4 protein-coding genes and 4 tRNA genes are annotated in these 7,179 nt (G+C 45.1%); 7 read left to right on the top strand and 1 reads right to left on the bottom strand.

The window, feature by feature from the left end; genetic code table 11:
* Window positions 1–80 precede the first annotated feature (80 nt).
* From L4B77_RS14380 to L4B77_RS14365, 4 genes are all read left to right on the top strand, one after another.
* Window positions 81–157, top strand: a tRNA-Met gene (locus L4B77_RS14380).
* A 75-nt stretch (window positions 158–232) separates the two neighbouring features.
* Window positions 233–308 (top strand) — tRNA-Gly (locus tag L4B77_RS14375).
* A 78-nt stretch (window positions 309–386) separates the two neighbouring features.
* Window positions 387–463, top strand: a tRNA-Met gene (locus L4B77_RS14370).
* 75 nt (window positions 464–538) lie between these two features.
* A tRNA-Gly gene (locus L4B77_RS14365) sits at window positions 539–614 on the top strand.
* A 633-nt stretch (window positions 615–1,247) separates the two neighbouring features.
* On the opposite strand, the gene queG is transcribed toward L4B77_RS14365, so the two are convergent.
* Entirely contained in the window at window positions 1,248–2,408 is a 1,161-nt protein-coding gene (gene queG, locus L4B77_RS14360; protein WP_429751236.1) for a tRNA epoxyqueuosine(34) reductase QueG, read from the bottom strand.
* 240 nt (window positions 2,409–2,648) lie between these two features.
* Here queG and tsaE point away from each other — a divergent pair, with 240 nt between their 5' ends.
* The 3 genes from tsaE (at window position 2,649) to mutL (ending at window position 7,066) form a co-directional block, all read left to right on the top strand.
* On the top strand, window positions 2,649–3,113 hold the full coding sequence (tsaE, locus tag L4B77_RS14355) for a tRNA (adenosine(37)-N6)-threonylcarbamoyltransferase complex ATPase subunit type 1 TsaE (RefSeq protein ID WP_261838700.1): 465 nt from the start codon (window positions 2,649–2,651) through the stop codon (window positions 3,111–3,113).
* Window positions 3,107–4,831 carry an N-acetylmuramoyl-L-alanine amidase gene (locus L4B77_RS14350; protein ID WP_429751233.1) on the top strand — a complete coding sequence of 575 codons (1,725 nt, stop codon included), beginning with the start codon at window positions 3,107–3,109 and terminating at the stop codon, window positions 4,829–4,831. The genes tsaE and L4B77_RS14350 overlap by 7 nt, the downstream gene beginning before the upstream one ends.
* Before the next feature lie 75 nt (window positions 4,832–4,906).
* Window positions 4,907–7,066, top strand: a complete 2,160-nt coding sequence (gene mutL / locus L4B77_RS14345; protein ID WP_429751231.1) for a DNA mismatch repair endonuclease MutL — start codon at window positions 4,907–4,909, stop codon at window positions 7,064–7,066.
* Window positions 7,067–7,179 lie beyond the last annotated feature (113 nt).

The raw sequence follows: 7,179 nt of genomic DNA, 5'->3' as shown, positions 1-7,179 counted from the left end.
CAGTTTGATTCTTTTAGGAAGTCAATTCCTAGAGGGCGCCTCATAGAGGCAGAGTCATTGACTTAAACAATGCATCCGGACGCGGGATGGAGCAGTTTGGTAGCTCGTCGGGCTCATAACCCGAAGGTCGTTGGTTCAAATCCGGCTCCCGCAACCACATTACAGTTAAGCGCTATCTGTTGCCCAAGGCGGTAAGAGCTGCCTAAGGCRGTAAGAGCAGCGAGTAACTTATGCGATACTAGCTCAGTTGGTAGAGCGCAACCTTGCCAAGGTTGAGGTCATCGGTTCGAACCCGATGTATCGCTCCAGTTTGATTCTTTTAGGAAGTCAATTCCTAGAGGGCGCCTCATAGAGGCAGAGTCATTGACTTAAACAATGYATCCGGACGCGGGATGGAGCAGTTTGGTAGCTCGTCGGGCTCATAACCCGAAGGTCGTTGGTTCAAATCCGGCTCCCGCAACCACATTACAGTTAAGCGCTATCTGTTGCCCAAGGCGGTAAGAGCTGCCTAAGGCAGTAAGAGCAGCGCGTGACTTATGCGATACTAGCTCAGTTGGTAGAGCGCAACCTTGCCAAGGTTGAGGTCATCGGTTCGAACCCGATGTATCGCTCCAGCTTTCTTCTAAAAAAAAGCGATGATAATCCTTTAAACCACCGTGTTTTTCTTTAGATCACAGAGTTTAAAGGCGACCTAAGGGTCATGCTCTTTCTTTAATGCTGCGAAGCATAATCTCCCCCAAAAGCAAATAATCCGCCATTATGGTGGGTGTTCTTTTGTCTTAGTTTTTCTTAGCAACTCGAATGCTAGTAAACATCAGGTCTCTGAAGCAGATACTTGAGGTTTTTCATATCTATAAACAGACTTACCCACAAAGCTAAGGGTGTGGATAACTTGGTTGATAAAGTAATTTCATGCTTAATCCTTCCCCCTTCTTTAAAAGATCTTTCTTATTTTAAATATATTAGCGCGATCGGTGTATTTGTAACTCATTGTTTTTTATGAGTTTGATGGGCGGTCTTGAATTTGGTGAAAGATCGTTAACTCATTGTTTTTTGATCTTAATCATTTATCGTTACTGTGTTTAACTTTGTATGGGTGTCGTAGGTTTGTGACAGAACAGAATTTTTTCCACATTGTTAAAATTGAGAACAAGGTCAAACATTGTTTTAAAATTGTGTGCAACGTGTTGCCTTTAAGCTTAGGGGCATGATATCTGCGAATGAGGTAAACCTTGATATATAAAGGGCTAGGCGTCTCTTGGAAGCCCTTTTTCAACAATGCGTATCAATCTGTGCTTTTTGGTGAGTATTTTGCTGCTCTTCTTTTGCACACCGTTATTTTCTTGCACGCCACTCGCGTTGGGTAACTGCTTGAGTTGCTTTTTCAATGCCCACTCAATATGGACATCCAACAGTTCATTTTGGTCTTGATGAGATTCAAGTGCTTCAACAATGCGGTGTTGGAATGGTGCATTGCCCATTGCAACAAAGATATTGCGTAACCATTGGGTGTGGCCAATGCGTCTTATTGCTGAGCCTTCCATTTTCTTAAGAAAGGTGACTTCGTCCCAACCTGAAAGGGTAACAAGATCAGCCTCTTGGAAGTCATCTCTACGGTGAAAATCTTTTTGCTCTGTGAGTTCGGCATGGCGGTTCCACGGGCAAACTAACTGGCAGTCATCACAACCATAAATACGGTTGCCAATGGCGTCTCTGTATTCTTCAGGGATAATCCCATCAAATTCAATGGTTAAATATGAGATGCATTTGCGCGCATCCACGATGCCATTGTCAAGAATTGCGCCGGTTGGACAAGAAGTGATACAGGCTGTGCATTTTCCACATTCATCAACACTGGGTTCATCGACAGGAAGGGGGATGTTCACGAGCAGCTCTGCTAGGAAGAACCAGGATCCAGCATCTTTATCGAGAATCAACGAGTGCTTACCTGTCCAACCCAGTCCTGCTTTTTGAGCGAGCGGTCTTTCTAAAATAGGCGCGGAATCGACGAAAGGACGTGAGTCAAAACCTTCAACCTCTGTTTCGATTCTTTGCCCTAACTTTTTTAACTGATTACGTAACAATTTGTGGTAATCGCGGCCTAAAGAATATCGGCTGATATAGCCTTGAGAGGTATCACTTAGGTTAGAGGCAAACTGAGCTTCTGGTGGTAGATAGTTCATTCGAGCGCTGATCACTCGAATTGTGCCTGGGTGAAGTTCAGCTGGACGCGCACGCATCATTCCATGTCGAGCCATCCAATCCATTTCACCGTGATTGCCAGCATCTAGCCATGCTTGCAGGGGACCTTCGTGTTCAGCTAAGTCAACATCACAGATGCCCACTTTTTGAAAGCCTAGCTCTTTTCCCCAGATTTTAATTTTTTCAGCAAGATGGTCTAGATTCATGGCTTAATTCTTATTTTCTCTGTTTTACAATTAGAGATAAGGCTAATTAACATTAGGTTCGGCAAAAATGGGGGCGGATCTTAACGGATCTTAGTGATATTGACCAGAACAGACGTGTTTTGAGTAGTATTTTTCATAGAACTTACACTTGAGTGCTTGTCTCCCAAAAGCATCACGGTTTACTATTCCTATTCTTTTGATTTTTATATAGTCAACGATCGATTTTTAGAGAACGTATTCATGAGCATGAAACAATTTACTTTGAAAGATGAACAAGCAACGATTCAATTGGGAACGAAGCTTTCTCATCTTTGCTCACAGCAGACGACTATTTATCTGCATGGTGATCTTGGCGCAGGTAAAACGACGTTCAGTCGAGGCTTTGTAAAAGCACTGGGTCATCAAGGAAACGTAAAGAGCCCAACGTATACTCTAGTTGAACCTTATCAACTTGCTGATTGGCAGGTGTATCATTTTGATCTTTATCGTTTGGCTGATCCAGAAGAGTTAGAGTTTATGGGGATTCGAGATTACTTTACTCCAGATGCCATCTGCTTGGTTGAATGGCCTGAGAAAGGGTATGGAATGCTACCAGAAGCAGATTTGGATATCGATATTCGCTATCAAGACGATCACCGTGTTGTTTCTTTAACCGCTAACAATGAATATGGACAGCATTTGCTGAGTCAGTTGGAGTTATGTTGATTTCTAAACGCCTTTTTTCAGTAGTAGCTACGACGGTTACTGTTTTCTCTTTATTGTTTTCTTCATTGGTTTCTGCGAATTCATTGCAAGGTTTGAGGGTTTGGCCTTCTCCAGAAGATACGCGTGTGGTTATCGACCTAAAATCAGAAGCGGACTTTAGCTATTTCACCCTGAGTAGCCCGAGTCGTTTAGTGGTCGATTTAAAAAATACCAATCTTGCGACTAAATTGCCTGTCGTGGTAACGGATAGTCCTATTCTGTCGAAAGTTCGTAAAAGTTCGCCACCAGACAAGAGTACTTACCGCTTAGTGTTTGAGTTGAAGAAATCCTCTAAAGCCGATTTGTTTAAACTAAGCCCAATCCCCGGTGGTCAATACGGACATCGCTTGGTGATTGATTTTCCACACGGAGCGATAAGTAAGGGCGCGTCAGCTTCGACACCGAGTAAACCAACGGTGAGTAAAAGCATTAATCAAGTTAAGCGCCAACGAGATATTCTGATTATTGTCGATCCTGGTCATGGTGGTGAAGACCCAGGTTCGATTGGCCCATCGCGTAAATATGAAAAAAATGCCACTCTGAGTATTGCTCGTAAGCTAGCTGCACAGTTGAATGCTGTTCCTGGAATCAAGACACGTTTAACGCGCAATGGCGACTACTATGTGAACCTTAATCGACGTGTTGCGATTGCGCGTGAGAACCAAGCTCACTTGTTGATCTCTATTCACGCTGATGCTTTTACGACACCGAGACCACAAGGCGGCTCAGTCTTTGTGTTGAATACGCGACGTGCTAATACGGAAATTTCGCGCTGGATTGAACACAAAGAGAGACAGTCTGAATTGTTGGGCGGCAGTGGGACGGCTTTCACTGGCAATATTGATGATAAGAACGTTAACCAAACGCTGCTTGATCTACAGTTTAGCCATTCTCAAAAAGAAGGGTATAAGTTGGCCACCGACATTCTGTCTGAGATGGGTAAGGTTGCAAAGCTGCATAACAGCAAGCCGATTAACACCAGCTTAGCGGTATTACGTTCACCACAAATCCCATCAGTCTTGATTGAAACTGGTTTTATATCGAATCCGACCGAAGAGAAGCTCCTTTTCCAACGTTCGCACCAAGATAAATTGGCGCATGCTATAACGAAAGCAGTCGTTAAGTATTTAAAGGCTAATCCACCTGAAGGGATTATCTTGTCGAACGTAACGTCATCAACGGCTAGCGTGAGTCAACATAAAGTGTCTCGTGGTGAGTCTTTATCAGTGATTGCAAGTAAATATGGCACGTCGACACAGGCGTTGATGACATTCAACAACCTGAAATCGAGCAGCCTAGCCGTTGGTCAAGTGTTAAAGATTCCAAGTCGTTCTCAAGGTTCTTCCACGCCAAGCCGTGCAGTAAAAACGGAGACGATAACTCACAGGGTGAAACCAGGAGAATACTTAGGCAAGGTCGCCGCTCGCTATAAAGTCTCAGTGGCGGATATTAAACGTGAAAATCGCTTAACCTCAGAAACACTCAAGGTCGGGCAAAAGTTACGTATTACGGTTGCAGTGAAAGATGTTCCTCTACGCAAACACAAAGTTGCAAGAGGTGATTATCTTGGCAAGATAGCCTCTAAGTATGGCGTGAGCGTTGACAATATCCGCAAAGCGAATAATTTACGATCGGATAGTTTAGCGGTGGGTCAGGTGCTGATTATTCCGCACAAATAGTCTAAGCAACACCTAACGACTCCACGCGAGCGAAAAGAAAGTGTTTCCATCAATGGCAGTGAGGTAGCTATACATATGACGATCAAAATACTGCCAGCTCGGTTAGCCAACCAAATAGCCGCAGGTGAAGTGGTAGAAAGACCCGCTTCTGTTGTCAAAGAGTTGGTTGAGAACAGTTTGGATTCAGGGGCGACACGTATCGATATTGATATTGAGAAAGGTGGCGCCAAGATGATCCGGGTTCGTGACAACGGCAAGGGCATCGTCAAAGATGAGCTTGCCTTAGCCCTGAGCCGTCATGCTACCTCTAAAATACATACGCTTGATGACCTTGAGGCGATCGTCAGCCTTGGTTTCCGTGGCGAAGCGCTGGCGAGTATCAGCTCAGTCGCGCGCTTGACCATGACGTCTCGACCTGCGACTCAAGAACAAGCTTGGGCGGCGCACAGTGAAGGCCGTGATATGCAGGTAAAATTACAGCCTGCGGCGCATCCTATTGGCACCTCGGTCGAGGTTTTGGATCTGTTCTTCAATACGCCAGCAAGACGTAAGTTTTTGCGAACTGAAAAAACCGAGTTTACGCACATTGATGAGCTGCTTAAACGTATTGCGCTAAGCCGTTTTGATGTCACGATCAATCTTCGCCATAACGGTAAAATGATTCGTCAGTACCGTGCGGCCAAAACCGATGTTCAAGCCGAGAAACGTATTGCTGCGGTGTGTGGTCATGCTTTTGTTCGTCATATGCTTAAGATTGAGCTAGCGCATCAAGGGCTCAAGCTTCATGGTTGGATCACAACACCCGAAGGAGCAAGACAGCAAAGCGATCTGCAATACTGCTATGTCAATGGTCGTATGATGCGTGACAAACTGATTAATCACGCGATTCGCCAAAGTTATGAAACCAGCCTGCGTCCAGACCAATTCGCAACGTATGTGTTGTTCATCGAGCTGGACCCGCATCAAGTTGACGTGAATGTTCACCCCGCCAAACACGAAGTACGTTTTCATCAAGCACGCCTTGTGCATGATTTTATTTATCAAGCATTGAGTGATGGTCTGGCACAAAGCAAGCAAATCGATGCTGCTCCACTAAACCAGTCTGCATTTCACCCATCTTCAGATGTTGAGCATTATCAGCAAGAGGGGGGCGTTTCTGACTCTAATGATGCGACGAATCTTTCCGAGCAAGAAGACAGGTTACCTTGCAACTCAGATCAAAGCGTTGTTTCAGAGAGTGTTCGACATGCGATTGAGCAAACGCCGGCCTACCCAAGAAAAGCTGAATCTGAACAAGCTTATGATAAGCCTCAAGCTCGCGTTAACGATGGGGGGCAACGCTATACTTCCTCTGCTAACCGAGGTTCGTCTGAGCGTGAAACCCATTTTAGTGCCTCTCCCCGTCAAGAGTGGATAGAGTCTCGCCCCCCCCCGAAAAAAGCAAAAGAGTCGCAGCAGCACCATGCTGATCCAGCACCCTCTAAGCGCGAAGTGAAAGCCTACAAAGAGCTTTTGAAAACACCAGATTTTGATGGGCAAACGCGGTTAGAGGGGGCACAGAGAAACAGCGAATCTCAGCACGCTAACGTGATAGTGAATGAGTCTCTCGATATTGAGCCCGTCGATACTCAATCCATCAACAAACCAAGAGTACCGATCACTGATTTAGGCAAAGCCGTTGCGATTGTGGAACGTCAGTACCTGGTGATGGGTAATAAGAATGGCTGTGTGCTGGTTTCCTTAGCTAAGGCCGAGTTATTGCGTGTTGTTGGTCAGCTTGATACTCGCGGTGGTGCGTTAAAAAGCCAACCGCTATTAGTACCTTTATCGATTAAGCTTGGTCGTGAACTTGTTGAGGTGGCGAAGGCGCTGAGCTCAACATTGGCGTTGCTGGGGATTGAGCTTAAAGTTCGAAACAGTGAGGCGTTGATGGTGATGGGCGTGCCTTCTCCTTTGAGACAGCAAAATTTACAAATTTTGATCCCAGATCTGTTATCGTACGCGGCTTCAATAAATGCCCAAAGTAGCGTGAAGTTGGCTAACAACATGTTGCCATCGTTGGTCAAATGGATAGGGATTCAAACCGCACAAGTAAAAAGCGACTACACTTTATCTGAAGCGGTTCAACTCGTTGGGGAACTTGAACAACTTTGGCATGGTCTACTTCCATTAGATGATCCCGAGTTTGTTAATCCAATCGACTTCTCAGCGACTATTTCAGCATTTATGAGTTAGTTGATGAGTAAACTGAGCTTGTTTACGGCTGTGGCTGTTGATGATTTCACTTTTTGCGATGGCACTCCTTTGTAACTGAAGGTATCGCGATACAAAGCCCTTTGCTATAAAGC

Origin of the sequence: Vibrio minamisatsumaniensis (assembly GCF_050337445.1) — a bacterium.
GTDB lineage: Bacteria > Pseudomonadota > Gammaproteobacteria > Enterobacterales > Vibrionaceae > Vibrio > Vibrio artabrorum.
The sequence above is the reverse complement of the archived record's forward strand: the minus strand, read 5'-3'. Positions and strand labels throughout refer to the sequence as shown.